Source organism: Gleimia europaea ACS-120-V-Col10b (genome assembly GCF_000411155.1).
Taxonomy (GTDB): Bacteria; Actinomycetota; Actinomycetes; order Actinomycetales; family Actinomycetaceae; genus Gleimia; species Gleimia europaea_B.
Window position 1 is genome coordinate 1384806 of sequence record NZ_KE150266.1, and the last position, 24773, is coordinate 1409578.

The window sequence follows — 24773 nt, forward strand, 5'->3', positions numbered from 1 at the left end:
GTAAATTAAGCAAAGGCAGGTAATCATGGCGGTTGATGGCGGCGCGCGCGGACGCAAGCGTGCAGGCAAAGGTCCAACCAAGGGAAGTGGCGGTCAGCGTCGGCGCGGCCTGCGCGGCAAAGGCCCAACCCCGAGGGCAGAAGACCGCGAATACCACGTAGCCTACAAACGCAAGCAGGAGCGCGAGGTTGAGCTGGCTAAGCAACGCCAGCGCGAAGCCCACCGCAATCGCACCTCCATAAAGATCGCGCGCGGCCACGAACTCATCGTGGGCCGCAACCCTGTGTGGGAGGCCGTCGAATCCGGTATTGAAATCATCCGCGTATTCATTGCCGGTGACCCCACCGATGAGCGCGTCGCCAGCGTTCTGCGCGCCGCCTCCACACAGGGCGCAACCATCATGGAGTGCACGCGCCGCGACCTCGAGAATGCGTCCGGCGAAACCGCGCATCAGGGCATTGGCATTGAAGTTCCCGAATACGAATATGTGGCCGTAGCTGATCTTCTTCAGATTGCTCAGGACGAGTTCAAAACCCCGCTTATCATTGCTCTTGATCAGGTAACCGATCCGCACAACCTGGGTGCCGTGCTGCGTTCGGGCGGCGCATTTGGCGCTACCGGAGTACTGATCACCGAAAGGCGTAGCGCCTCTGTTAACGCAACCGTGTGGAAAGTGTCTGCCGGCGCCGTTTCTCGAGTGCCCGTTGCGCGTGAAACAAACCTCGTGCAGTCGCTGCGCGCACTAAAAGAGGCAGGATGCTTCGTCATCGGCCTTGATGGTGGGGCAGACGTCAGCCTGCGTGACCTTGAATTAGCCAATGAACCACTCGTTGTAGTTACCGGTGCGGAAGGAAAAGGACTCTCCCGCCTGGTGCGCGAAACCTGCGATCAAATCGTGTCCATCCCGATCAGCTCCGCAGTTGAATCCCTCAACGCCGCTGTCGCTACCGGCATCGCCCTCTACGAGATTTCACAAAAACGCGCCGCACAGAGCTAATCACAGTTTGCAATCCGAGTGCGGCCGCTAAATGAACGGATTGTAGAACCGTCCTCCATTGACGCTAATGAGCCAGGCAGCCAGAGCAAGTAAAGCTACCGAAAGTGCAATGGCCACCCAGTCGCGGGCAAGTAGCGGTCGAGAGGTGTACCACGTGCGCGTCTTGTGCTTACCAAATCCGCGTAGCTCCATTGCAGTAGAAATCGTTTCAATACGTTCCAGGGAGGACAGCAATAGGGGGAACAGGATGGACGCGCTGTTTTTGACGCGCGTGCCAAACGAAACATCTTTGGATGTGTCTATCCCGCGAGCTTGCTGCGCTTGAGAAATCTCACGGTATTCGCGCTGCACGTCCGGAATGTAACGCAGCGCTAATGCAACCGAGTAGGAAGCCCGGTAGGGAACCCCAATCCGGTTGAGCGAAGACGCGAACTCGGATGGGGACGTGGTGACAATGAATAGGAGGGCTACAGGCAGTACCGCAAAATACTTCAGCGTCACGTTCAACTGGTAGAACAGCTGCTCTGCCGTGAACGTGTAGCGGTTAGTCAAATGCCAAAGCGGCGTGCTGGTTCCATAAATCTCGGTGCCGTACTGCGGGGCGAAGACGAAAATCATGATGTTGTTCAAAATCATGAGGACAAAAATGAACCACAGCACGACCTTCAGTTTTGACAGCTCAATTTTTGAAGAGATCGACAAGAACACGGACACGAACACTATGAGCACCAAGAAGCGCGTATCAAAGCCCAGCATTGCCGCGATGGACGCGTTGATCATCATGATGAGCTTTGTAGTCCCCGTTAGCGAATGCATAAACGATTCACGGGGAATATAGCCTAAAACGGCAGTTCTTTCAGCCACTGTTATCGCCCCGTTCCCAAGTGTTTAGCCAGGACGTCCTCGCGCCACTCGTTTTCACGTGCGATGAACTGCTCAATGAACGCGGTTGGGTCAAGCGAGTTTTCTGCCTGCGCATGGGAGCGGTCATTGGCGTTGTCGAGCGGGCCCGGCTGCGGGTTGATTCGAAGAGCCAGGTCATACAGCGAGGTGGTTCTTAGCGAAGCCGCCTTGGCTAGCTCGGGGTCTGCGAGTACGGAGGCGGAAGAGCGAGCGGCAATCACCTTGCCATCAGACATGACGAGTGTGCGTTCGGTATATTCGAGTGCCAGGTGCATGTCGTGGGTAATCAGCACAACCGTGATACCAGAGTTGTTCAAACCCTTTAGGAACTCCATGATTTCGGTGTAGTGCGCCCAGTCTTGCCCGGCCGTGGGCTCATCCAAAATGATGATGTCTGGCGTGGTAACCATGACTGACGCGATAGTGACGCGCTTGCGCTGCCCGTAAGACAGTGCAGAGATTGGCCATTCCCGATACACCCACAGGCCGCACGTGCGAAGCGCTTGCTCAATGCGCCCGTTCTTCTCTTCGGCAGAAATGTCGAGGCCTTGCAGGGCCAGGGAAACCTCTTCAATAATCAGGGTCTTCGAAATCATCTGATTGGGGTTTTGAATGACAAACCCGATTCGGCGGCCGCGTCGCGCAATAGGAGCGTCAGTGATGTCCTCGCCATCTAGGTAGATGCGACCAGAATCTGGTTTTTCAAAACCGCAAATGAGTTTGGCTAAAGTAGACTTTCCCGCCCCGTTGGTGCCACAGATAGCAACTACCTCGCCGCGATAAATCTCGGTTGAAACACCCTTGATGATTTCGACTTCGTTAATCCCGAAATTCGCGTCCTCTAGCTTCAAAATCGGGTCAGGCTTGCGCGCAGTCTGACGCGGTTCACGCGCCCACTTTGCCAGCTCGGCCCGCGCATTATCTGGAATGTGGACGGAGTGTACCGACGCGGGTTCGTCCGCAGCGGTGACGTTGTGGCCGGCCATGCGCAGAGCCGTAATGTAGAGCGGTTCGCGAATCCCATGATCGGTTAATACTCGCGAAGCAATAATTTCGTTCGGCGTGCCGTCCGCTACGATCTGGCCGCGATCTACAACGATTATGCGATCCACGTGTCGGTGCAAGACGTCTTCTAAACGGTGTTCGATGATGATGACGGTTGTGCCCTGGGGTGGGCGCTGGTGCAACGCGGCAATCGTCTCAATAGCCTGCTGTCCAGAAGCGGGGTCAAGGGAAGCCAGTGGCTCGTCAAAAAGCAGAATCTGCACGTCGTCTACGAGCACGCCAGCCATGGACACGCGCTGTTTTTGACCGCCCGACAAGTCTTGTGGGGAGGCCTTTAGGAGGTTCTCAATACCAACGACGGAGGCGGCCTGTTGCGCTCGCGAATGCATCTGGCTTTGCTCCACCAGATCGTTTTCGAGCGAGAAAGCAATATCTTCTGCAACTGTCAGCCCAATGAACTGGCCATCTGGATCCTGCATTACTGTGCCCACGATTTTAGAAAGCTCATGCAGGGGAGTTTGGGTTGGGTCAATACCGGCAACCCTCACCGTGCCGGAATGTTCTCCGGGGAAGCGGTAGGGGATGAGCCCGTTGATTACGTGTGCCAGTGTGGACTTACCAGAACCAGACTGGCCTACAATCGCAACTTTCTCGCCACGGTTGATCGTCAGATTGATACCCCGAAGAGTGGGAGAGGATTGCGCGCGATATTGAAAAGTGAAATTGCAAAACTCAATGATGGGTTCAGGTGCAGCACCTGACGAGTTCGGTTGGTCCTGTGGCAAGGCGGCTTCCGAACCCGAGCGAGGTACAGTGCCCGGGTTGGGAGCATCATTCGCGGGGCGGGCCTGCCCGCTCGCAGCGCTTGCAACGTCGCGTGCGGTTGGGCTCGCCCCATTCGAATGAGACTCAGTCACAGCCGGCTTATTCCTTTTCCGCAAGCGAGCCAGCGGACGTGCGGGTCTTCGCGTAGGCAACCACAATTAGGGAACCGATGATAGCGGTGGTGAGGATGTTAGAAACACCAGCGACCGCGCCCTGAGTGAACACCTTCGAAGCGGGCTCAGAGTAGAACAAAATATCGAGAAGCGGCGCCAAGATGGCCCACGACACTGCGTGCGCTACCACCACGGCAACGTTGAAACGCACCAGGCCGCCTCGGTTGATCGGGCCGTCCTGCACGTTGTCTTTCAGCATCATTAGGCCCATGATTAGGCCGGCAATAGCCGATGCTACGATCCAAGACCACCAGGGTCCGTACGAGGTGGCGTCAATCAGGAAGTGACCAATCAGCCCCATCAGGCCGGCAACCACCGGGCCGTAAAGCAGAGCGAACACGGCTAGTAGCGCGTACTGGATGTTAATGGTCGTGTTCGGAATCGGCGTGGGAATTACAAGAAAACGGCCGAGCACGAAAAAGAGGGCCGCGCCAATACCCGTAGCTACCACAGCAGTGGTTGGCGAAGTCTTATTCATCATTGTTTTCTTTCTACTTGTATTGAAAGGGATTAGCAGATTAAACGAGGGGAGAGTCATCTAGTGGATACTCAAAATCCACCTTCCACTGTGTTCCTTGCCCAACGGAATAAGCCATCGCAAATGAGCCTCGGTTAATCGCGATAGCCATGTTGTCCAAAGAGTTCGTGTAAATGAGCGGTTCGCCAACCGACACGTCCGCAAACGAGCGCACGTACTTCAGAGGAGCCGAATAGACGTCTCCTAGCTGGTTTTCTATGTGTACGCGAACGTACTCGCCCATTTTGGCCCCCAGGTCAAGGAACAGTTCGCGGGGGATATTCGTCCACAGCGACCCGTATCGAACATCGTGCGTGTCGATGGTGCCAAAAGCTTTGCCGCCCTCAATCCTTGGTTTCATGACCGGCAACATGATGGCCTTTTCAGTTTCGAGGGCGGGGCCTACCTGCGCGAACGTGATCTTGCCGGACGCCAGGCGCGCACCCGTGTACGCGTAAATATCACGCCCGTGAAACGTGTAGGAGTGGTTCGAGCCGGGCAGACGGTTAACGGATTCGTCAATCTCGCGTAGCTCGTCCAAACCGTAGGTGACAGCAATGTGGGTCAGTGTTCCGTTGTCTGGCGTCACGACGAAATGCCCGGACTTAGTTTTTGCCACGACGGAAAGCCGATCCGAGCCCACTCCCGGGTCCACAACCGAAACAAACACCGAACCTGCGGGCCAGTACGCGAGGGTTTGTGCGAGCCTACAAGATCCCTCCCAAACGTCGTAAGGCGGAATGTTGTGGGTGAGGTCTTCAATCGGAAGATCTGAGTCCACGCCGTATGCCACACCGTGCATTGCCGACACGGCGCCATCTGAATATCCGAAATCAGACTGCATAATCAAGGGCTTCATGGGTTTCCTGAGCGTAGGGATCTGGGAACGCGTCCATCATACGTGCATATATGATCTGCAAGTTCACGAAGTCTCATAATTGGGTTGAAGCGCCTCGCCGCGCTCCCGGGAGCGCATTTGCACGCAAATGTCCTGTTATAAAGCCAATTTCTTAAAAATGACCGAAACGTGAGACCAACTGGGAGTCAAGCATCACGAAAAGATAACGAGCCTTGACATCGAGGATCTTTGTCGCTGATCGTTATGTTCACTGAAATCTGCCCAAAAGGAGGGTACCCGCATGTCTACTACGACATACCAGGCAATCGCCATGATCATCTACCTGGTAGTCATGGTCATGATTGGCCTGCTTGCCTACAACCGAACGAGTGACTTTGACGATTACATGCTCGGCGGTCGCAAGCTTGGCCCAACGGCCGCGGCTCTATCCGCCGGCGCGTCCGACATGTCCGGCTGGCTCCTCATGGGCCTTCCTGGAGCAATCTACCTAAACGGCCTCATCGAAGGGTGGATCGCAGTTGGTTTAACCATTGGCGCCTGGCTCAACTGGAAGTTCGTAGCGCCGAGATTGCGCTCCTACTCGCATGTAGCGGCTGACTCCATCACCGTCCCCTCCTTCCTCGGCCAGCGTCTGCGCGACCGTTCGCACCTTATCCGCATCGTTGCGGGCATCATTATCTTTATCTTCTTCACGTTCTACGTTTCGTCCGGCATGGTAGCTGGCGGCGCATTCTTCGAAGCGTCGTTCGGCATGAACTACCACCTTGGCCTCGTCATCGTTTCCGCAATCGTTGTGCTCTACACGCTCATCGGTGGCTTCCTTGCCGTGTCGTGGACGGACGTGGTGCAGGGCCTCATGATGGTTACCGCCCTCGCTCTCGTTCCTCTCGTTGGCATTGTGCACGTGGGCGGTTTTTCAAACATGGTCAGCGCCATTAACGAGGTAGATCCCACCATCTTCTCCCTTTCCGGTGGTGCCGCTGCGGGGGTGGCCGCGATGGGCATTATTTCTGCGCTCGCCTGGGGCCTGGGCTATTTCGGCCAGCCCCACATCATCGTGCGCTTCATGGCGCTACGATCCGCGAAGGAATCCGTTGCCGCTCGCCGCATCGGCATCGGCTGGATGCTACTCGCGGTGATCGGAGCCGGCATGACCGCCCTCGTAGGCGTAGCCGTTTACAAGCACGACGAGGCGCAGCTCGCCAACCCAGAGTCGGTATTCATCTCACTCGGCCAGCTCCTCATGCACCCCCTCGTTGCCGGTTTCATGCTGGCCGCTATTCTCGCAGCCATCATGTCTACTATTTCCTCACAGCTACTGGTCACGTCTTCTGCAGTTGTTGAGGACATTTACCGCGCGTTCACTAGGCGCGACCTGTCGGGTAATGACGGTGTGCTCGCGGGTCGCGTCGTTGTAGCGGCCGTCGCGGTACTCGCTACCGCCCTCGCGTGGCCCCGCTCGGATACAATCCTCGCCCTCGTCGCATTCGCGTGGGCCGGCTTTGGCGCCTCTTTTGGCCCCACCGTTATCCTCTCGCTCTACTGGCGCAAGTTCACCTACCAGGGAGCTATTGCCGGCATGATCGCCGGAGCGGTTACGGTTGGTATCTGGGGCAACGTGTCCGGTGGCGTTTTCGACCTGTACGAAATCCTGCCCGGATTCCTCCTAAACCTGTTGTTCGCAGTAGTCGTTTCTAACATGACCTACAAGCCGAACGAAGATATCGATAAGGAGTTTGACGAGGCCCTTTGGGGAGTCTCGGCAGACTAACCCACATGCGTAACGCAGCTCTTGCTAAGTGCAAGGGCTGCGCTGGCGTGTACGCCAGGTATCGCCCGCGAAAACGGATAAAAGTATCTGCGCAGAAGATATAAATTGCTTTACCTGTGCACCAGAAGAAATCCCCAATATAGTTAGAGCAAAGCACTTCGCATAGCCTCGCATGCGGAAGGTCAATCAAAGGAGATCAAATGACCGCGCCGGAAGCAACGGACTTTTCCCAAATCGCAGAACGGGCCCTCAATCGGGCGCGCAAATGGGCAGACGAATCAACCAAGTGCCCCATTGATCCGGCCGCAAAACTCCTAGCCGACGTCCTCGAAGATGAGGGCGGCCTTGACTACACCGTCTCATTTGTTGACGGCGTCGTCAGGCCCGAAGACCAGCAGGTAGCGGCAAACCACCTAGCTGAAACCGGCAAGAAGAACCCGGATTTCCTCCCGTGGTACCTGCGCACCCCCGCCCTCATTGGCGGAACCGTTGGCAAGTTTGTTCCAGAGGTTTCCGTGCCGGCCGCGCGCCGCGTATTCCGCCAGTTGGTGGGAGACCTCGTTGTCGATGTAACTGACGACAAGCTCGGCCCCGCAATCCAACGCCTCAAGGCAGGCGGCGCCTCGCTGAACGTAAACCTGCTTGGCGAGGCCGTATTGGGCGACAAGGAAGCCGCGAAACGCCTTGCCGACACCAAACGGTTGCTCGAGCGCGATGACATCGACTACGTTTCACTAAAAGTTTCAGCCGTCACTGGCCCGCACAACCCGTGGGGTTACGACGACGTGGTAGATCACGCGTTCACCGAACTGCTGCCGTTGTACAAGTACGCGGCGGCACACCCCGCCCGCAAGTTCATCAACCTGGACATGGAAGAGTACCGCGACCTGCACCTCACCATTGACGTGTTCAAGCGCCTGCTCGACCAACCTGAAATGAAGAACTACTCGGCTGGTATCGTGCTCCAGGCGTACCTCCCCGACACGCTCAACGCTATGAAAGACCTGCAAGAATGGGCAGCTAAGCGCGTTGCAAACGGGGGAGCCCCCATCAAAGTGCGCGTGGTGAAAGGCGCGAACCTCGCAATGGAACGCGTCGATGCCGCGATGCGCGGATGGGAATTGACCACCTGGGAATCTAAACAGGCCACCGATGCGAACTACCTGCGCATCATCAACTGGGCGATGACTCCGCAGCGCCTAAAAAACGTGAAACTCGGCGTTGCCGGCCACAACCTCTTCACCATCGCAGCGGCGTGGGAGCTCGCTCTTGAGCGCGGCGTACAAGACGAAATCGAAATCGAAATGCTCTCGGGCATGGCCACCCAGCAGGCTTCCGCGGTTCGCGAGGACGTAGGCAACCTCCTGCTGTACGTCCCGGTTGTCAGCCCAGACGAGTACGACGTGGCAATCTCTTACCTGGTGCGCCGGTTGGAGGAAAACTCGGCGGATGAAAATTTCATGGCTTCGATCTTCGACATCGGTACCGACCCCGGCGCATTCGACAAGGAGAAGAAGCGCTTCCTGGCTGCCGTTGAGCAGATGGAGCGCGAAGGTGACCGCCGCGTGGGTGCAAACCGTCATCAGGATCGCAGCACGGAAACGGTTGAAGACATTGCGAAGCCTGTGACCACTCCCGCTGGAGGCTGGACGTTCAAGAACACGCCGGACTCCGACCCGTCGCTACCCGAAAACCTGCAGTGGGCGCGCGAAATCGCAGCCCGTATCAAGGACTCCAAGCTCGGTAACGAAACCATCGAAGCCGCAGTAATCGACAGCGAAGACGCGCTAAACGACATGCTCGAACGCGCTGTCGAAGGAGGCCGCGAATGGGCGAGGCGCAGCGCCAGGGAACGCTCCGACCTCCTCCACAAAGTTGGTGTGGAACTGGGTAAGCGCCGGGGTGAACTCATCGAGGTAGTCGCATCCGAACTGGGCAAATCGCTCCAGCAGGCCGACGTTGAAGTCTCTGAAGCCATCGACTTCGCCCACTACTACGCAGAACGCGCTCTCGACCTCGAAAACCTCCAGGGTGCTAAGTTCGAACCGGTAGACGTCACCCTTGTGACCCCGCCGTGGAACTTCCCCATCGCTATCCCCGCGGGCGGCACGCTTGCGGCGCTCGCGGCCGGATCTGCAGCTATCTTGAAGCCGGCCTCTATTGCGCGTCGCACCGGTGCGGTGTTGGCCGAATGCATCTGGACTGCCGGCGTTCCCGACACCGCGTGCATCCTCGCCTCCGTTGGCGAACGCCAGCTGGGCCGCGAGCTAGTAACTGACAAGCGCGTTGGCCGCGTAGTTTTGACCGGTGGTGTGGAGACGGCGCAAATGTTCCGCTCTTGGGATCCCACCTTGCGAATCATGGCGGAAACTTCGGGCAAGAACGCTATTGTGATCACTCCGTCAGCCGACCTTGACCTTGCTGTGAAGGATGTCATTGACTCCGCTTTCAGTCACGCAGGTCAGAAGTGTTCGGCAGCTTCGTATGTGATTCTCGTGGGATCAACCGGCTTCTCCAAGCGCGTGCACAATCAGCTGGTCGACGCCGCGAAGTCTCTGCACATTGGTTGGGGAGACGACCTCTCGGCAGAAATGGGGCCGCTGTCGTCCGAGCCGGGCGAGAAACTCTTCGCCGGCCTCACCACCCTTGATGAAGGTCAAAAGTGGGTGCTTAAGCCGCGTCGCCTAGACGATACAAACAGACTGTGGAGCCCCGGTGTGCGCGTGGGCGTGGAACCGGGCTCCGAGTACCACCTGGTTGAATACTTCGGCCCGATCCTTGGCGTCATGCGCGTTGACACGCTGGAAGAGGCCATCGCAGCACAGAACATGGTTGATTTTGGCCTCACGGCTGGCCTGCACTCGCTGGACCCCGATGAGATCAACTACTGGCTCAACAACGTCGAAGCCGGCAACGTGTATGTAAACCGTGGTATTACTGGCGCAATCGTGCAACGTCAGCCGTTTGGTGGCTGGAAGCGCTCCGCAGTGGGGGAAACCACCAAGGCGGGAGGCCCAAACTACCTGTACGGATTTGGCGATATCAAACCCGTTGCGCCGGTTGTCGAAGGTGAGCGTGATTCCGCCTACCCGCCGGCTGTTGAACACGAAGCTAACGTGAAGGCCCCGCAGCTGCGCGAGCTCCTCGAATCTGCAAAGCGCCTGCTGTCACAAGAGGACTACGCGCGCCTTGCGATTGCCGTGGAGTCTGACCAGCACGCGATCGACACCGAGTTTGGCCGTCTTCATGACCCCTCGCAGGTTGACGTGGAACGCAACATCTTGCGTTATCTGCCCGTGGGCGCGCAGATCCGCGTCGGTAAGGACGCTTCACTTTACGAAGTATTCCGCGCGGTCAGCGCAGGTATTGCCCTCGGTGAGATTGTGAAGGTAGATCCAGATGACGAGACCTCGTTCATCCGCGAACTTCCCGCCGGCGCCTACACGGGCATGGATTTGACGGTGTCAACGGAAACATTCTTGCCAACCGATCCGTCGATTATGTTGGGCAACCTTGGCGTCGACATCCTCGTGGAGAACAAGCGCCAGTTTGCCGAACGCATTCAGACGGAGGTGGAAGTGGGCGAGAACCTCGACATTCGTATCCGTATGATTGGCGAAGACGGTGACGATCTGCGCCGCGCGGTAGACGGATCGATTGATGTTGCCATTTGGGATGGTCCGGTCACCACGTGCGGTCGCGTTGAAATCCTGCCGTTCGTGCGCGAGCAGGCAGTTTCTATCACCAACCACAGGTTCGGTAACAAGACTCCGCTCTCAACCCAGGTGCTGGTTTAGTAGGCGAGCGGTTTAGCTAGAAGTTTGGGCGGCCACCTTTTGGGGTAGCCGCCCAAACTGTTGGTTTGATTCGAAGCGATTGCCTACAGCGTGTACCAAACCGTCGAGTTTGGCGCGGCCTCGTTGTTGCAAGCCTGTGCGGGCGCAACCTCGTCAGTAGATAGCAGGATGCGAGCGCCCTCGGGTAGCGCCACGGCCTCGTCAAACGCCGTGACGATGTGTACGTCGGCGCGGCCAGGAAGCCTTGACACGTAGTGCAAATGGGCCTCCTGCGCGTCCAGAAGCTCGGCCCGGCCAAACCCTAGATCTTTGCGCAGGCGGTACATTTTCTTGAAGAAATTCAGGGACGAGGACGCCTCGGCTTCCTGTACGTCCACGGCAAGTGTGTTCCACTCCTCAGGCTGGGGGAGCCACGTGGATCCGCTAGGAGAGAATCCAAAGCCCGGGGCGTTCGCTTCCCACGGCAGAGGCACGCGACAGCCGTCACGGCCGGCCTCGCGTCCCTGCGTGCGGTAGAAGGCGGGGTCCTCGCGCAGCTCGTCAGGAACAGCCATGTGTTCGGGTAGTGACAGCTCTTCGCCCTGGTAGATGTAGATGGAGCCGGGCAATGCCGCTTGTAGGGCGTGGGTGGCAAGGGCGCGGCGCCGGCCCAGTACGGGGTCCGGTTGCTCTTCAAATGGGCGGATGCCATTAGGCCCCTTGCCAGTCCTGGATAGACCAAACCGGGAGGCGGCACGCACCACGTCGTGGTTTGAAAGCACCCAAGTGGTTGGCGCGCCTACGCTGTCCATCTCCTGTAAAGAGCGGGCGATGACCTCGCGGTAAGATTCGGCGTCTACGGGTGAAGTGAGAAAGTCGAAGTTGAATGCCTGGTTCATCTCGTCCGCACGTACGTAGAGCTTCGCGTCCTCGAGTCTGTTCAGCCAGGCCTCGGCAACCAGTGCCCGGTCACCCTCGTACTCGTCTAGCACCCGCCGCCATTCGCGGTAAATGTCATGTACGCCAGGCTGATTCCACTGCGGTGGTTCAGGAACATCCTCGGGTAGCATGTTTCCACCCGAAACCATGTCCCAGTGGTACTGGTAGTTTGGCAGATCAGGATCTTTCACGAGGCCGTGCGCCACGTCTACGCGAAAGCCGTCTACTCCCAGATCTAGCCAGAACCGCAGGATACTACAAAACTCTTCGCGCACCTGTGGGTTGTCCCAGTTCAGATCCGGCTGGGAGGAATCGAATAGGTGCAAGTACCAAGATTCGTCGTTCTCCCAAGCGGAGCCAGGAGCGTCCGCGCGATCTTTCACGCGCGTCCACGCCTTCCCGCCAAAAATGGAAAGCCAGTCGTTGGGCGCCTGAGCGGCCTCGCGGAACCAATAGAGGTCGCGTTCTGGCGCGCCTGGCCCTCCCGCCAGGGCATTTTGAAACCACTCGTGTTGGTCCGAGGTGTGGTTCGGTACGAGGTCTACGATTACGCGAAGCCCGAGGTTGTGGGCACGTGAAATGAGCGCGCGCACATCGCCGAGATTGCCAAACAGCGGGTCGATGGCCTGGTAATCAGATACGTCGTAGCCGCCATCTTTTTGCGGGGAGGCATAGAACGGGGAAATCCAGATGGCGTCGGCTCCCAGGTTGGCGATGTGATCCAGCCGCGACGTGATTCCCGCCAGGTCTCCGATAGGCCCGCTACTGGAGGCAAAAGAACGGGGGTAGATCTGGTATATGACGGCGTCGCGCCACCATTCGTTTGAAGTATTTTCCGAGTGAAGAATCTGCATGAAGTTGCGGGCTTCTATTCGTTTACGAGGATGCGGTCTGCTTGGCCGGAGCGGTGGTTTCACGCACCACTAGTTCGGGTTTGAAGGTTGTGAGCGTCATTTCGTTGGGCGCTTGTTTGATGCGGGAGACGAGGGTGGTTACTGCGGCCTCGCTAATGGCGCGTACGGGTTGGCGAACGGTGGTGAGTGCGGGGGAGAGGAACGGCATCATTGCGGAGTCGTCGAAGCCGATGATCGATACGTCCTCGGGAACGCTCATTCCTTGATCCACAATGTAACGCATGGTTCCCAACGCCATAATGTCGGAGGTGCAAATGATCGCGGTTGCGCCCTGGTCAAGGACGGCCTTAGCCGAGACCTGTCCACCCTCTACGGTGAAGAGGGTTTCGGAATGGATGGGAGCAGAGTCGGGGAGCATCTGCTTTACACATTCGAGGTAGCGTTCGAACTTGGTTTGTGCCGGGCTGAAGCGTAGCGGGCCAGAAACGAATCCGATCCGTTTGTGTCCCAGGCCCACCAGATGACGCATGGCTTGGGTGATGGCGTCCGCGTCATCGGTAGAAAAATCGGGCGCATCAATCTTGGCGTTGGCGCCATTTATCGTGACAAACGGGACGCGGTTGTCAATCAGGTCTTGGTAGCGCTGCGTGTTGGCGGTGAGGTCGGCGTGCAGACCGGAAACGAATACGAGGCCGGCAACGCCTTGGCTCATGATGCCTTCCACGAGGGAGTCTTCGGTTGAGCCAGCTGCAAACTGGGTTCCAAATAGCGGGGTGTAGCCTTGCCGGAGCATCTCGGTGGATAGGTGTTGCACGAACTGCGGGAAGATGGGGTTGGTGAGCTCGGGAACGATAAGTCCGATGAGGCCGCCGGAGCGGGCGCGAAGCTTTTCTGGGCGTTCATATCCGAGCAGGTCGAGGGCGCGGAGAACCGCTTGGCGAGTGTCTTCGGCAACTTCCGATTTTCCGTTGAGCACTCTTGAGACCGTTGCGGTGGATACACCGGCTTGCTGCGCAAGGTCGGATAGGCGCACTCGCTCAGCCATCGCCACTCCTTTGTAGGCTGCTTTTACAGGGGAATGTGAAAACTTTGTGCAAAGCTTTACAGAACTACCTGAAAGATTACATGAGGTGCGGCACAAATGGGAAAAGATCGACTATTTCCGCCAAAAACAGCTAGTTTCGAGCGTTCTTTATAAACATCTGGTTACGATCGTTACAGAAATCTGTGAAAACTCTTGCAAAAACCTGAAAGGTCGTTACAATCGGAAGTGTCTAGATCGCTTGTGTGACAATGACGAACACAGTTTAGGTTGAATCTCAAGGAGAAAAGAATGCGAAGGGGCATTGCACTAGCAACAATTGGCGCTCTGTCTGTTCTTGGGCTTTCCGCATGTGGCGGCGGCTCTGGCACTACAGAGGTAGAAACCGACGGGTCGGCGGCGCAGTCCACTGGTCAGGGCTTAACCGTATGGGTTGACGCCAACCGCGAGGCCGCGTTCAAGAAGGCCGCAGAAGCATACAAGAATGCTACTGGAAACGATGTTGAGCTCGTTGTTAAAGACAACGACCAGATGCGTACCGAGTTCTCTACGCAAGTTCCAACCGGTCAGGGCCCGGACATTGCGTTTGGTGCTAACGACTGGATTGGCGAGTTCGTAAACAACGGTCTCGTAGCTCCCGTTGAGCTTGGCGACAAGGCCGGGGACTTCTCGGAAGGCTCCGTTGCCGCATTCACGTTTGACGGCCAGGTTTACGGCGTGCCGTACGCGGTTGAAAACCTTGCAATCATTCGCAACGCCGACCTCGTTGATGCAACGCCGGCTACCTTCGACGAAATGATCGAGAAGGGTAAGGCTGCTGGCACCGAGTACCCGTTCGTGATCCAGGTTGGTGACGAGGGTGACCCGTACACCATGTACCCGTTCCAGTCCTCCTTCACCGGCCCGGTGTTTGAGCAGAAGACTGACGGTTCTTACACCTCGAATCTCTCCATTGGCGGCGCGGAGGGTGAAGCCTTCGCGAAGTGGTTGCAGGAAAAGGGCAACGAGGGTGTTATCAGCCCCTCCATTTCCTACGACGTTGCTGTGGATGCGTTCAAGAATGGCAAGTCGCCTTACATTCTGGGCGGTCCGTGGATGCTTGCTGATTTTGAGGGCATGAACATTGCGGTTGATCCGATTCCGTCCGCTGGTCCCAACAAGGGCGTGCCGTTCCTGGGCGTCCAGGGTGGCTTCATTTCTGCTAAGTCGGAAAACGCTCTGCTTGCTAACGACTTCCTGGTGAACTACGTAGGCTCGCAGGAAGTTCAAGATGAGCTGTTCGCTATTGGTAACCGCCTCCCGGCTTTGACCGCTTCGGCTGACAAGGCTGCTTCAGATCCGCTAATGGCTGGATTCAAGGCTGCTTCTGAGGGCGGCTTCCCGATGCCGAACATTCCGGAAATGGGCGCCGTGTGGACCTTCTGGGGCAAGACTGAAGCTCAGATCCTGAACGGTTCCGATCCGGCTGAGACCTGGAACAAGATGATTTCTGACATCCAGGCCGAGCTGGGCAAGTAGTTCACCAAAAAGGTGCGGCTGATCATCCCGGCCGCACCTTTTTAGTAACGGGAACCGATGCTGATATGTCACAAATGTTGAAAGAAACCGACGCGACACGTCGGAGGATAGAGCGCCGCGCTGAGCGCCGTAAGCGCGATTCTGTGGCGACCTCGTGGGGCCCGGGCTCCATTGTGAAGCTCATCCTCATGGCGCTTGTTAACGCGCTTGGCATTTACATTGCCGCAACCGCATTGAGTGGCGGATCCAAGGTGCTCGGCATCGGAATGGTGCTCTTGCTTGCCGCCGTGGATTGGATCTACTTCTCCAAGCGAGACAGCCTTATCCCCGCGAAGTACCTGGCCCCCGGCCTCGTCTTCCTAATCATTTTCCAAGCGTTCACGATCGTTTACACCGGTTACATTGCGTTCACTAACTACGGTCACGGTCATATCCTCACAAAGGAAGCGGCGATCGAGTCGATCCTTCTGCAAAACAACACGAAGCGAGTGGAGGGCTCGCCCGAGTACCCCCTCGCCATTGTGGAGCAGGGCAACGAACTCGGTTTCGCTGTTTTTGATGGGACGGAAGTAAAGGTTGGTAGCGCCGAGCAGCCCCTGAAGAAGGTAGGTGCCAAAGTCTCCAACGGGCGCATCACCGAGGTTGACGGTTGGAAGGTTCTTTCCATCGCAGAACTGGGTGCACGCCAAAGCGAAGTGACGCAGCTTCGCGTGCCGCTCTCTGAAGACTTGAACCAGGGCGCGCTCGGCACTCAAAACGGTATGACGGGCTTCCAGTTCACTTCGACCATCCGGTACGACGAACAGACCGACACGATGGTAAACACCGAGGACGGCACTGTATATAAGGCTGACGACACGGTGGGTTCGTTCATTTCTGAGGACGGTAACGCGCTGGGCGTGGGTTGGCGTGTTGGCGTTGGATTTAAGAACTTCGTCGATGGGTTCTCGGACGCGCGTTACGCGCAACCGTTCTTCAACGTGCTGGTGTGGAACGTGATCTTCGCGTTCATGTCCGTTCTGACCACGTTCTTGCTGGGCATGTTCCTCGCGATCGTGATGAACGATGATCGCATGCGCGGACGCAAGGTTTACCGAACCATCATGCTACTGCCGTACGCATTCCCCTCGTTCATGACCGCATTCTTGTTTGCGGGCATGATGAACGAAAAGTACGGGTTCTTCAACCAGCTACTCGGAGCATCTATCCCGTGGCTTACCGACCCGACGATGGCTAAAGTTTCGGTGCTCCTCGTGAACCTGTGGATGGGTTTCCCCTACATGTTCCTCATCGTTACGGGCGCGCTCCAGTCGATTCCTCACGACCTCATCGAGGCAGCGGAGATCGACGGCGCAAGCTCGATGGAAGTGTGGCGTCATGTGACGCTCCCGCAGCTCATGATCGCCCTCACTCCGCTTTTGATCTCATCGTTTGCGTTCAACTTCAACAACTTCAACTTGATTTACATGTTGAATGGCGGCGGCCCCGCAATGTCGGACGCGTCCGTCCCAGTTGGGCATACGGACATTTTGATTTCGATGGTCTACAAGATTGCTGGCCTAACCGGCGAGGCGCTTCCAAACTACGGCTTGGCAGCCGCCATGTCGCTAGTGATCTTCCTGATCGTTGGCACGGTGTCCATGTACTCCTTTAAGAAGTCAAATGCCATGGAAGGAGTGGCGTGATGAGTGCTCAAACAGTTACTGCAAGTGCAAAGCCTGCCGCAACGAAGAATCGGATGCCGTTTGGCAAGTGGTTCCGCGGCATTGGTTTCCGTCACGTCGTGGGTATCCTCGCAGCGATCTACGCGGCGTTCCCCATCCTGTACGTGATTTCGGCGGCGTTTAACCCCAACGTTAAGACAACGCTAACGGGTGCTAACTCGTTGTTCTCGGCGGTTTCAACCGAGAACTTCGCGGAGCTTTCCGACACGATGTTCTGGACCTGGTTTGGCAACACGATCATCATCGGTGTGGCCACTTCGATTGGAACGGTGCTGATGGGTGCCGCAGCGGCCTACGCGTTCTCGCGCTACCGCTTCTCTGGTCGCAAGGTTTCGCTCCAGGCGCTCCTGATTATCCAGATGTTCCCGCAGCTGCTGACGTTCGTGGCTATCTTCCTGCTCCTAACCACGCTGGGTGAGGTGATTCCAGCTCTCGGCATCAACTCGAAGATGGCGTTGATCTGCGTGTACTGGGGTGGCGCTCTAGGCGCCAACACGTTCCTCATGTACGGCTTCTTCAACTCGATTCCGATGGATCTGGACGAAGCGGCGAAGATCGACGGAGCTTCGCACGCCCAGGTTTACTGGACCATTGTTCTGCCTCTGGTTATCCCCATCCTCGCGGTGGTTGGTCTGCTGTCCTTCATCTCGGCGTTCAATGACTTCGTGCTCGCGCGCACGATCTTGACCTCGCAAGAGAACTGGACGCTGGCGATCGGCATGAACATTTGGGTTGGTGGCAATGAGAAGAACTGGGATTGGTTTGCGTCCGGCGCTGTCATTGCGGCCATCCCAATCTTGCTTCTGTTCCTGTTCTTGCAAAAGTACATCGTTGCCGGCCTGACCGGTGGCGCTGTGAAGGGCTAGAAGTCTCCTGGTGGTGGGGCGCTCATTCGGTTGGGCGCCCCACCATCTTTTGCTGGGTCGTATGGGAGTGCCAGGCGGGTTATGTGCAGATGGGACTCCGTCCTCAAATGTGGGACGAACTGTGGGCAAAGTATCGCCCCCGCCACACTTCGCGTAGACTCTGGGAGGTAGAAGCTCCATTCTGCTCAAGGCAAAACCTTGAAAAAACGAGTTGCGCGAGGGGTAAGACCTCGCATGGAGGGTAAAAATGCCAGCGGTAATAGTCGTCGGAACGCAGTGGGGCGACGAAGGCAAAGGCAAAGCAACCGACCAGCTAGGCGCGGGCGTTGACCTGGTTGTTAAGTTCAATGGCGGAAACAATGCGGGCCACACGGTGGTAATCGATGGGGAGAAGTACGCGCTTCACCTCCTCCCTGCGGGCATCCTCACGGAGGGAGTCACGCCGATCATCGGTAACGGCGTGGTGGTTGATCTCGAGGTTTTGTTCCAAGAGATTGATGAGCTGGCCAGTCGCGGCCGGGACACCTCCCGCCTGCGCATTTCGTCGAACGCGCACATCATTCCCTCCTATAACCGCCTGATGGATCGCACTACCGAGAAGTTCCTTGGCAAGCGTCAGATCGGCACGACGGGCCGTGGCATTGGCCCAACTTACGCGGACAAGATGAATCGCATCGGCCTGCGCGTGCAGGATCTGTTTGATGAGTCGATTCTGCGCCAAAAGGTTGAGGGCGCCCTGGCAAACAAGAATCACCTGCTGGTGAAGGTTTTCAATAAGCGCCCCGTTGAGGTAGACGAGGTGGTGGCGGAGCTACTGTCTTACGCTGATCGCGTTCGTCCGATGGTTGTGGACGCATCGCTGCTGGTTAATGACGCGCTCGATGAGGGCAAGACGGTACTGTTTGAGGCCGGCCAGGCAACGATGCTGGACATTGACCACGGCACTTACCCGTTTGTGACTTCCTCGAACGCGACGGCGGGCGGTGCCTGCACGGGCGCTGGCGTGGGGCCAACACGCATCACTTCGGTGGTTGGTGTGACGAAGGCATACACGACTCGCGTGGGCGAGGGCCCGTTCCCAACCGAGCTTTTTGGGGACGAGGGCGAGGAGCTGCGCAAGCGCGGCGGCGAGTTCGGTGTGACCACGGGGCGGCCGCGTCGCACCGGCTGGTTTGATGCCGTGGTGGGTCGCTATGCAACCCGCGTGAACGGACTGACGGACCTGGTTGTGACCAAACTGGATGTCCTCACCGGTTACGAGCAGATCCCGATCTGCGTGGCGTACGAGGTGGATGGCGAGCGCATGGACGAGATGCCCATGAACCAGTCCGACTTCCACCACGCGAAGCCGATCTATGAGTGCATGCCCGGCTGGAGTGAAGACATTACCGGTGTGCGAAAGTTTGCGGAACTGCCCGTCAATGCACAGCGTTACATTGAGCGGCTTGAGGAGCTTTCGCGGGTGCGCGTATCGGTGATCGGGGTGGGCCCGAGTCGTGACGCGACGATTGTTCGCCACGACCTCGCGGCGCAGGGAAACAAATAAGGTAAAAATGCCTTTGCTTTTACGCCGGCCTCAACGGGCCGGCGTAAATCATATTCAACAAATATTGGGGACCCGCAAAAACCGCTATATTGCACGAATATGCGTCTGTATGCACCTATTTCGGACATATTTGGCTCATCCAGAACGTGCAAAATCTTGTTAAATAAGCCATAATTAGAGGCAGTGGCCAAGATCCCAAAATGGGGTCTAGTCGATATCTTTGGGTGCATACGGCACCCAGGAAGTACAACGCCCAGGAGGCTTAGGTATGACCGTAACGATTGAGGATATTAAGTCGGTTGCCCCGGCTAATGTTCCCGAAGATGTTATTAAGTGGGTTGCTGAGATCGCTGAGCTCACCACCCCGAAGTCAGTTTATTTCTGTGATGGATCCGAGGAAGAGTGGGATCGCCTCACTTCCGAGATGGTTGAGTCCGGAATGTTCACGAAGCTGAACGAAGAGAAGCGTCCGAACTCCTTCCTTGCTCGTTCCAAACCGTCCGACGTGGCTCGCGTTGAGTCCCGTACCTTCATTTGCTCCGAGAAGGAAGAGGATGCAGGCCCCACCAACAACTGGGCTGATCCGAAGGAAATGAAGGAAACCCTGAAGCGCGTATTCACTGGCGCTATGAAGGGCCGCACCCTTTACGTAATCCCGTTCTCGATGGGTCCGATCGGTGGCCCGATCTCCCAGCTGGGTATTGAGGTTACGGACTCCCCGTACGTTGTTGTGAACATGCGCATCATGACCCGCATGGGCAAGGCAGCTATGGATCTCATTGCTGAAGGCAAGCCTTGGGTTCCGGCTGTTCACTCCGTTGGCGTACCGCTAGAGGAAGGCCAGGCAGATGACTCCTGGCCGTGCAACGACGAGAAGTACATCACCCACTTCCCGGAGACCAATGAGATCTGGTCCTTCGGCTCGGGCTACGGCGGCAACGCTCTGCTTGGTAAGAAGTGCTTCGCTCTTCGTATTGCTTCGACCATGGCACGCCGTGACGGCTGGATGGCTGAGCACATGCTCATCCTGCGCCTCACCCGTGAAGAGACTGGCAAGCAGTACCACATCACCGCAGCATTCCCGTCGGCTTGTGGTAAGACCAACCTCGCTATGCTCCAGCCGACGATCGACGGCTACAAGGTCGAGACCGTCGGTGACGACATCGCTTGGATGCGCCCCGGCCCGGATGGCACGCTTCGCGCCATCAACCCGGAGGCAGGCTTCTTCGGTGTTGCACCGGGCACGTCATACAAGACGAACCCGATGGCTATGGACACCATGCGTGCGAACTCGATCTTCACGAACGTTGCGCTCACCGATGACGGCGACGTTTGGTGGGAGGGCATCGACGGTGACGTTCCCGCACACCTGATTGACTGGCACGGCAATGACTGGACGCCGGAGAGCGGCGAAAAGGCTGCACACCCGAACTCGCGTTTCACCACGCCCGCTTCGCAGTGCCCGATCGTTTGCCCCGACTGGGAGGCTCCGGAGGGTGTTCCGGTAGACGCAGTCCTCTTTGGTGGCCGTCGCGCTTCCAACGTTCCGCTGGTTGCCGAGCAGTTCTCGCCTGAGCACGGCGTGTTCATCGGCGCAACGGTTGCTTCCGAGCAGACCGCTGCAGCTGAGGGCGCTGTTGGCTCGCTGCGTCACGACCCGTTCGCAATGCTCCCGTTCTGCGGCTACAACATGGCTGACTACTGGGGCCACTGGCTCAAGATGCAGAAGGAGCTTGGCGACAAGTTCCCGAAGGTATACCAGGTAAACTGGTTCCGTAAGGACAAGGACGGCAACTTCATGTGGCCGGGCTTCGGTGATAACGCTCGCGTTCTCGACTGGATCGTCCGTCGTCGTGCAGGCGAGGTTGACGCGGTTGAGGGCCTCACCGGCTTCTACCCGAAGTTTGAGGACTTCAACCTCAAGGGCCTCGACATCGACGAGGACGTTTGGGCACAGCTGTTCGAGACCGATCCGGTAGCTTGGGAAGCTGAGCTTGCCGACACGGAGAAGTACTTCGAGCAGTTCGGCGACAAGGTTCCCGCACCGGTTGTTGCGGAGCTCAAGAAGTTCCACGATCGTATCGAAGCTGCTAAGTAAACCACTTAGTTAAACGTGGGCCTGCGCGAAAGCGCAGGCCCACGTTCATGCTTGCGCGCACTGGTGGCCGTCTTTTGGGCGCCCACCCATTTCGGCTGCAAAATTGGCAGAATGGAAGAGACCTACACCGCAACATTGAGGGCGAAACATGAACATCTTGCTGCTTGGATCCGGCGGACGCGAACACGCACTGGCACTCGGACTTGCGCGGAACAATACCTTGTTTATTGCTCCGGGAAATCCCGGCACCAAGCTCGTTGGCACAAACATTGCCGTAAATCCCAATGACCCGGTCGAAGTCACCAAATGGGCAACCGACAACGACATTGACCTGGTGGTGATCGGTCCGGAAGCGCCCCTGGTAGCGGGAGTAGCTGACGCGGTGGCGGCGGCACGTATTCCTGTTTTTGGCCCGTCGCAAGCCGCATCCATGCTGGAAGGGTCAAAAGCTTTTGCCAAGGACGTTATGGAAAGCGCGGGTGTTGACACCGCCGCATCGGTAGCCTGCAAGACAATGAGCGAGGTTGAGGCCGCACTGGCTCGCTTCGAACCCCCGTACGTGGTGAAGAACGACGGGCTGGCGGCAGGAAAGGGGGTCATCGTCACCCGTGAGCTCGACGCCGCCCGAGCGCATGCCCGAGCCTGCCTGGAAGCTCCTGGGGGAGCGATCCTGATAGAAGAGTTCATGGACGGCCCCGAGGTGTCCCTGTTCTGCGTAACCGACGGTAAGACCGTGGTGCCACTTTTGCCCGCGCAAGATTTCAAACGTGCCCTCGACAATGATGAAGGGTTAAACACGGGCGGAATGGGAGCTTACTGTCCACTCCCTTGGCTACCCGAAGGATTTGCCGACGAGGTAGTGGCAAAGGTAGCGCAACCGGTGGTTGATGAGATGGCTCGGCGGGGCACACCTTTTGTAGGTTTGCTGTATTGCGGCCTGGTAGTGACTAGGCGCGGCATTCGCGTCATCGAGTTCAACGCGCGTTTTGGGGATCCTGAAACGCAGGTGGTGCTATCTCTTTTGGAAACAGACCTAGCAGATTTACTTTTTGCCGCCGCAACCGGTACTTTGGCGGACTTTGCGCCGCTGCAATGGAGTGAGGCGGCGGGAGTAGGTGTAGTTGTCAGCGCCGAAAACTATCCGGCAACGCCCGTTCTAGGGGACCGGGTGGAAGGAATCGAAGAGGCTGAAACGGAGCCGAACACGCGCGTTTACATAGCGGGTGTGAGCGAGGGGGAAGCCTGTCCGGTTACTAGCGGTGGCCGCGTGCTCATGGTCAGCGCCACGGGAAAGACGCTCGCGCAGGCTCGCCAACGAGCGTATGCGGGCGTAGCGAAAATCTCGATCCGAGGATCACACCACCGCACCGACATCGCAACTCGCGCCGACCAAATCCGTATTCCCTGCTGAGCTTAAGCACGTGCGCGCAGGCGGTATGCTAAATGAGTTCGGGGAAAGGGAGCGCCCAGATGACATGGAATGGCTCTGGCGAGCAGAGCGAGAAGGCAGAGAATGCGTCGCGTAACTTGGATAAGTTGTTGCGGGACACGCGGCGCCGGCTTTACGCGGCGGCAGCAAGCGCGGATGCCGAGGTGTTCGGGGAGGTGCAAGCACTTCCTAACTCTGAGGTTGAAGCCATGGAACGGCGTTTGCGTGGCGGCTTGCGCTCAGCCGAGCTTGACCACCGTCGGGCAGTGGCTCGCCTTGCCAGCCCCGAAACGCCCCTGCCGTTTGCCGATGCGGCCTCGGAATTTGAAACCTCGGGACGGATACAAGGCCGGGCTGGTACTCAGTATTCGCGCGAAGCCAGTGTGAATGAAGGGGAGCGTTCGCAGCTAATGGGAGCGAGCCTTGGCAAGCTCGGCCTTTCCGAACTGGGATTCACAAAGGGTTTGCCGGTGGGTGAACTGCCGCGTTTCAGTGTGAAACCAGGCCAGGCGATAGTGGTGATCGGTCAAAACGGCCGGCCCGAGGACGCGTTGGATGTGGCAAGTCGCCTCGGCGTGCGTATAAATGCTCCCTATGAGATTGTTTTGGCCGGTGCGCGCACGGTTAACCCCGGAGCGGGGCCGCGCGCTCGTTCCGCCGAGGAATTCGCGCAGATTCGGGAAGAAAACCCGCATGCCGTAGTGATCCTCTCGGTGGTTAATTCGGCTGTGGAATCGCACCAGCGCAACGCGGCCCGCATTATTTCTTCCACTGATTTCGCCGCCGTGTGGGTGGTCGTGGATGCTCGCTGCGACATGGGCATCATTACGCGGGCAGTTAATGACTTGCCGGGCGAGGTGGAGGCGAGCATGATCGCCCTCACTCACGTTTGGGAGGCGGCGAAACCGGGGCAGGTGCTCGAGTGTGGAATCCCAGTGGGGCTCATTGACGGCGCGCCTGCCTCAACGCCGCTTTGGTCGCTGGTTGCAGACGACGCTTACATTCGGATGGTTTCTAGGAACAAGGAGCAGTAGTGCAAAACATTGCGGGGTTTAAACACGTTTCGTCGGGTAAGGTGCGTGACCTGTACGTGAGTGAGGTCAACGAGAATCAGCTGCTCGTGGTTGCCTCTGACCGCATTAGCGCCTACGATTACGTGCTCTCCACGCCGATACCGGACAAGGGCAAGATTTTAACGCAGCTTTCCGCGTGGTGGTTTGAGCAGTTGGGCTTTGACAACCACATGATTTCGATGGATGTTCCTGCGGAGGTTGCGGGCCGAGCGATGCTATGCGAGCGCCTCGCCATGTTCCCGGTGGAGTGCGTTGCGCGCGGGTACTTGACTGGCTCGGGCCTCGCTGAATATCGCGAAACCGGTGAAGTAACAGGGATTGCGCTTCCCGAGGGGCTTACCGAGGCTTCTAAACTACCTTCACCTATCTTCACCCCGGCTGCAAAAGCGGAGCTGGGCGAGCACGATGAGAATGTCCCGTTTGCGCGGGTGGTGGAAATGGTGGGCGAGGACGTAGCGGCGGCGCTTCGCGACGCAACGCTGATGATTTACTCGCGTGCAGCCAAGATCGCGGCGGAGCGCGGCATTATTTTGGCTGATACGAAGTTTGAGTTCGGGGCTCGAAATGACGGTTCCCTGGTGCTTGCCGATGAGGTTCTCACCCCGGATTCTTCCCGTTTTTGGCCGGCTGACCAGTGGGTGGAAGGCCGGGTAACACCGTCGTTCGATAAACAGTACGTGCGCGATTGGCTGACTTCCGAGGCTTCTGGTTGGGATCGGGCGAGCGGCGCGGAGCCTCCCGCGTTGCCAGGTGAAGTTGTGGAACGTACGCGCGAACGTTACATTGAGGCGTTTGAAATGCTGACCGGCACGAAGTTCAACGCGTAAGCGTTCCTATGTGACGAAGAAGTGGCTCTGC

General features: G+C 57.7%; 17 protein-coding genes. 11 read left to right on the forward strand and 6 right to left on the reverse strand.

From position 1 onward, the window contains the following. Positions 1 to 25 precede the first annotated feature (25 nt). Positions 26 to 997 (forward strand): 23S rRNA (guanosine(2251)-2'-O)-methyltransferase RlmB, encoded by a 972-nt coding sequence (gene rlmB, locus HMPREF9238_RS06305; protein WP_016444622.1) that lies wholly within the window; start codon positions 26 to 28, stop codon positions 995 to 997. 27 nt (positions 998 to 1024) lie between these two features. Here the strand turns inward: rlmB and HMPREF9238_RS06310 are convergent, their stop codons facing one another. Genes HMPREF9238_RS06310 through HMPREF9238_RS06325 form a run of 4 tightly spaced genes read right to left on the reverse strand, consistent with a single transcriptional unit; the run spans position 1025 to position 5279 of the window. Next, complete coding sequence (locus HMPREF9238_RS06310; RefSeq protein ID WP_040316513.1) at positions 1025 to 1861, reverse strand: energy-coupling factor transporter transmembrane component T family protein; 837 nt, start codon at positions 1859 to 1861, stop codon at positions 1025 to 1027. Between the two features lie 2 nt (positions 1862 to 1863). Continuing rightward, positions 1864 to 3822, reverse strand: coding sequence for an ABC transporter ATP-binding protein (locus tag HMPREF9238_RS06315; RefSeq protein ID WP_016444624.1), 1959 nt, complete (start codon positions 3820 to 3822; stop codon positions 1864 to 1866). 7 nt (positions 3823 to 3829) lie between these two features. After that, the gene (locus HMPREF9238_RS06320) at positions 3830 to 4384 is read right to left on the reverse strand and encodes an ECF-type riboflavin transporter substrate-binding protein (protein WP_232217610.1); all 555 of its coding nucleotides are present in this window, start codon (positions 4382 to 4384) and stop codon (positions 3830 to 3832) included. A 37-nt stretch (positions 4385 to 4421) separates the two neighbouring features. Next, positions 4422 to 5279, reverse strand: coding sequence for an SAM hydrolase/SAM-dependent halogenase family protein (locus HMPREF9238_RS06325; RefSeq protein WP_016444626.1), 858 nt, complete (start codon positions 5277 to 5279; stop codon positions 4422 to 4424). 280 nt (positions 5280 to 5559) lie between these two features. Between HMPREF9238_RS06325 and putP the strand changes: the two genes are divergently transcribed. Together putP and HMPREF9238_RS06335 are read left to right on the forward strand one after the other, a co-directional pair. Then, a complete protein-coding gene (putP, locus tag HMPREF9238_RS06330) occupies positions 5560 to 7050 on the forward strand; it encodes a sodium/proline symporter PutP (RefSeq protein ID WP_016444627.1) in 1491 nt (496 codons plus the stop codon). A gap of 200 nt (positions 7051 to 7250) precedes the next feature. After that, entirely contained in the window at positions 7251 to 10847 is a 3597-nt protein-coding gene (locus HMPREF9238_RS06335) for a proline dehydrogenase family protein (RefSeq protein ID WP_016444628.1), read from the forward strand. Between the two features lie 83 nt (positions 10848 to 10930). Here HMPREF9238_RS06335 and HMPREF9238_RS06340 read toward each other — a convergent pair whose 3' ends face one another. Both HMPREF9238_RS06340 and HMPREF9238_RS06345 read right to left on the reverse strand, forming a co-directional pair. After that, a complete protein-coding gene (locus HMPREF9238_RS06340; RefSeq protein WP_016444629.1) occupies positions 10931 to 12619 on the reverse strand; it encodes a glycoside hydrolase family 13 protein in 1689 nt (562 codons plus the stop codon). 22 nt (positions 12620 to 12641) lie between these two features. Further along, positions 12642 to 13664 (reverse strand): LacI family DNA-binding transcriptional regulator, encoded by a 1023-nt coding sequence (locus HMPREF9238_RS06345; protein WP_016444630.1) that lies wholly within the window; start codon positions 13662 to 13664, stop codon positions 12642 to 12644. Between the two features lie 288 nt (positions 13665 to 13952). Between HMPREF9238_RS06345 and HMPREF9238_RS06350 the strand changes: the two genes are divergently transcribed. The 8 genes from HMPREF9238_RS06350 to HMPREF9238_RS06385 all read left to right on the forward strand — a co-directional run bounded on the left by HMPREF9238_RS06350 (position 13953) and on the right by HMPREF9238_RS06385 (position 24742). Beyond that, positions 13953 to 15179 carry a sugar ABC transporter substrate-binding protein gene (locus HMPREF9238_RS06350; RefSeq protein WP_016444631.1) on the forward strand — a complete coding sequence of 409 codons (1227 nt, stop codon included), beginning with the start codon at positions 13953 to 13955 and terminating at the stop codon, positions 15177 to 15179. A gap of 65 nt (positions 15180 to 15244) precedes the next feature. Then, positions 15245 to 16864 carry an ABC transporter permease subunit gene (locus HMPREF9238_RS06355; RefSeq protein ID WP_016444632.1) on the forward strand — a complete coding sequence of 540 codons (1620 nt, stop codon included), beginning with the start codon at positions 15245 to 15247 and terminating at the stop codon, positions 16862 to 16864. Next, positions 16864 to 17769, forward strand: coding sequence for a sugar ABC transporter permease (locus HMPREF9238_RS06360; protein WP_016444633.1), 906 nt, complete (start codon positions 16864 to 16866; stop codon positions 17767 to 17769). The genes HMPREF9238_RS06355 and HMPREF9238_RS06360 overlap by 1 nt, the downstream gene beginning before the upstream one ends. A gap of 247 nt (positions 17770 to 18016) precedes the next feature. Next, on the forward strand, positions 18017 to 19315 hold the full coding sequence (locus HMPREF9238_RS06365; protein WP_016444634.1) for an adenylosuccinate synthase: 1299 nt from the start codon (positions 18017 to 18019) through the stop codon (positions 19313 to 19315). Positions 19316 to 19583: 268 nt separating this feature from the next. Then, positions 19584 to 21413 carry a phosphoenolpyruvate carboxykinase (GTP) gene (locus HMPREF9238_RS06370; protein WP_016444635.1) on the forward strand — a complete coding sequence of 610 codons (1830 nt, stop codon included), beginning with the start codon at positions 19584 to 19586 and terminating at the stop codon, positions 21411 to 21413. A gap of 148 nt (positions 21414 to 21561) precedes the next feature. Beyond that, a complete protein-coding gene (purD, locus tag HMPREF9238_RS06375) occupies positions 21562 to 22824 on the forward strand; it encodes a phosphoribosylamine--glycine ligase (RefSeq protein ID WP_016444636.1) in 1263 nt (420 codons plus the stop codon). A 32-nt stretch (positions 22825 to 22856) separates the two neighbouring features. Continuing rightward, a complete protein-coding gene (locus HMPREF9238_RS06380; RefSeq protein ID WP_016444637.1) occupies positions 22857 to 23876 on the forward strand; it encodes a hypothetical protein in 1020 nt (339 codons plus the stop codon). Next, positions 23876 to 24742, forward strand: coding sequence for a phosphoribosylaminoimidazolesuccinocarboxamide synthase (locus HMPREF9238_RS06385; protein ID WP_016444638.1), 867 nt, complete (start codon positions 23876 to 23878; stop codon positions 24740 to 24742). Before HMPREF9238_RS06380 ends, HMPREF9238_RS06385 begins: the two co-directional genes overlap by 1 nt. Positions 24743 to 24773: the final 31 nt, after the last annotated feature.

What these genes read in the sequence shown, in the direction of transcription:
- HMPREF9238_RS06325 (WP_016444626.1), bottom strand. Translation starts at nt 5,279, where the DNA reads ATGAAGCCCTTGATTATGCAGTCTGATTTCGGATATTCAGATGGCGCC.
- HMPREF9238_RS06345 (WP_016444630.1), bottom strand. Translation starts at nt 13,664, where the DNA reads ATGGCTGAGCGAGTGCGCCTATCCGACCTTGCGCAGCAAGCCGGTGTA.
- putP (WP_016444627.1), top strand. Translation starts at nt 5,560, where the DNA reads ATGTCTACTACGACATACCAGGCAATCGCCATGATCATCTACCTGGTA.
- rlmB (WP_016444622.1), top strand. Translation starts at nt 26, where the DNA reads ATGGCGGTTGATGGCGGCGCGCGCGGACGCAAGCGTGCAGGCAAAGGT.
- HMPREF9238_RS06320 (WP_232217610.1), bottom strand. Translation starts at nt 4,384, where the DNA reads ATGATGAATAAGACTTCGCCAACCACTGCTGTGGTAGCTACGGGTATT.
- HMPREF9238_RS06350 (WP_016444631.1), top strand. Translation starts at nt 13,953, where the DNA reads ATGCGAAGGGGCATTGCACTAGCAACAATTGGCGCTCTGTCTGTTCTT.
- HMPREF9238_RS06370 (WP_016444635.1), top strand. Translation starts at nt 19,584, where the DNA reads ATGACCGTAACGATTGAGGATATTAAGTCGGTTGCCCCGGCTAATGTT.
- purD (WP_016444636.1), top strand. Translation starts at nt 21,562, where the DNA reads ATGAACATCTTGCTGCTTGGATCCGGCGGACGCGAACACGCACTGGCA.
- HMPREF9238_RS06360 (WP_016444633.1), top strand. Translation starts at nt 16,864, where the DNA reads ATGAGTGCTCAAACAGTTACTGCAAGTGCAAAGCCTGCCGCAACGAAG.
- HMPREF9238_RS06380 (WP_016444637.1), top strand. Translation starts at nt 22,857, where the DNA reads ATGAGTTCGGGGAAAGGGAGCGCCCAGATGACATGGAATGGCTCTGGC.
- HMPREF9238_RS06355 (WP_016444632.1), top strand. Translation starts at nt 15,245, where the DNA reads ATGTCACAAATGTTGAAAGAAACCGACGCGACACGTCGGAGGATAGAG.
- HMPREF9238_RS06340 (WP_016444629.1), bottom strand. Translation starts at nt 12,619, where the DNA reads ATGCAGATTCTTCACTCGGAAAATACTTCAAACGAATGGTGGCGCGAC.
- HMPREF9238_RS06365 (WP_016444634.1), top strand. Translation starts at nt 18,017, where the DNA reads ATGCCAGCGGTAATAGTCGTCGGAACGCAGTGGGGCGACGAAGGCAAA.
- HMPREF9238_RS06335 (WP_016444628.1), top strand. Translation starts at nt 7,251, where the DNA reads ATGACCGCGCCGGAAGCAACGGACTTTTCCCAAATCGCAGAACGGGCC.